Source organism: Alcanivorax sp. HI0044 (assembly GCF_001634945.1).
Genome location: NZ_LWEZ01000116.1, coordinates 1 through 778 on the forward strand (window position 1 = coordinate 1; position 778 = coordinate 778).

Annotated in this window: 1 protein-coding gene; it reads right to left on the reverse strand. The window is 56.0% G+C overall.

Annotated features, from left to right (window positions below; translation table 11 throughout):
- On the reverse strand, positions 1-778 hold a 778-nt coding region (locus A3730_RS01455), incomplete at both ends, for a response regulator (protein ID WP_156500764.1).

Genomic DNA, 778 nt, shown 5'->3' on the forward strand with positions numbered 1-778 from the left:
AGATATTACGCATGTCGTCATCCACCAGCAGCAATTGCTTGCCTTCGAAAATGTCATCGCGATGCTCGATGGATTCCGCAGTCGGGCGGCGATTGGCCGGCAAGGTGGATTCCAGCCAGTGCAGGAACAGGGACGCTTCGTTGAGCAGTCGCTCGTGGGAGCGTTCCGTCTTGAGAATGATACGGTCCGCATACTTGCGCAGTTTCGCCTCTTCTTCGCGGGTCATGTCCTTGCCGGTATAAACCACCACGGGAACACTGTCGTAGTCGTCACTGGCATGGAGCTTTTCCAGCAGCTCGAAACCGCTCATGTCCGGTAGTGTCAAATCCAGAATCATGCAGTCGAACACGGTATTCTGCAGGGCATCCAGTGCTTGCTGGCCGCTAGTTGCAGCGGTGATTTCAACCCCTTTCTGGTCGAACAGCTCACGGATACTTTCGTGCTGGATTTCACTGTCTTCCACCACCAGAAGGCGGCGCACATTGGTTTCGATAGCGCCTTCAATTTTGGCGAAAGCAGAGAGAATGTCGTCCTGATTGGCTGGCTTGGTCATGAAATCCAGCGCCCCCAGTTCCAGCGCCTTCTTGCGCTCATCACGCCCGGACAGGAAGTGCACCGGGATGTCCTTGGTGCGCGGGTCCGCCTTGAGCTTTTCCATGACTTCCCAGCCATCGATACCCGGCAGGCCAATGTCCAGAATAATCGCGCTGGGCCGGTAATGGCTGGCATATTCCAGCCCATCCTCACCGTCGTGACAGATATGGCCTTCCAGGCCGTA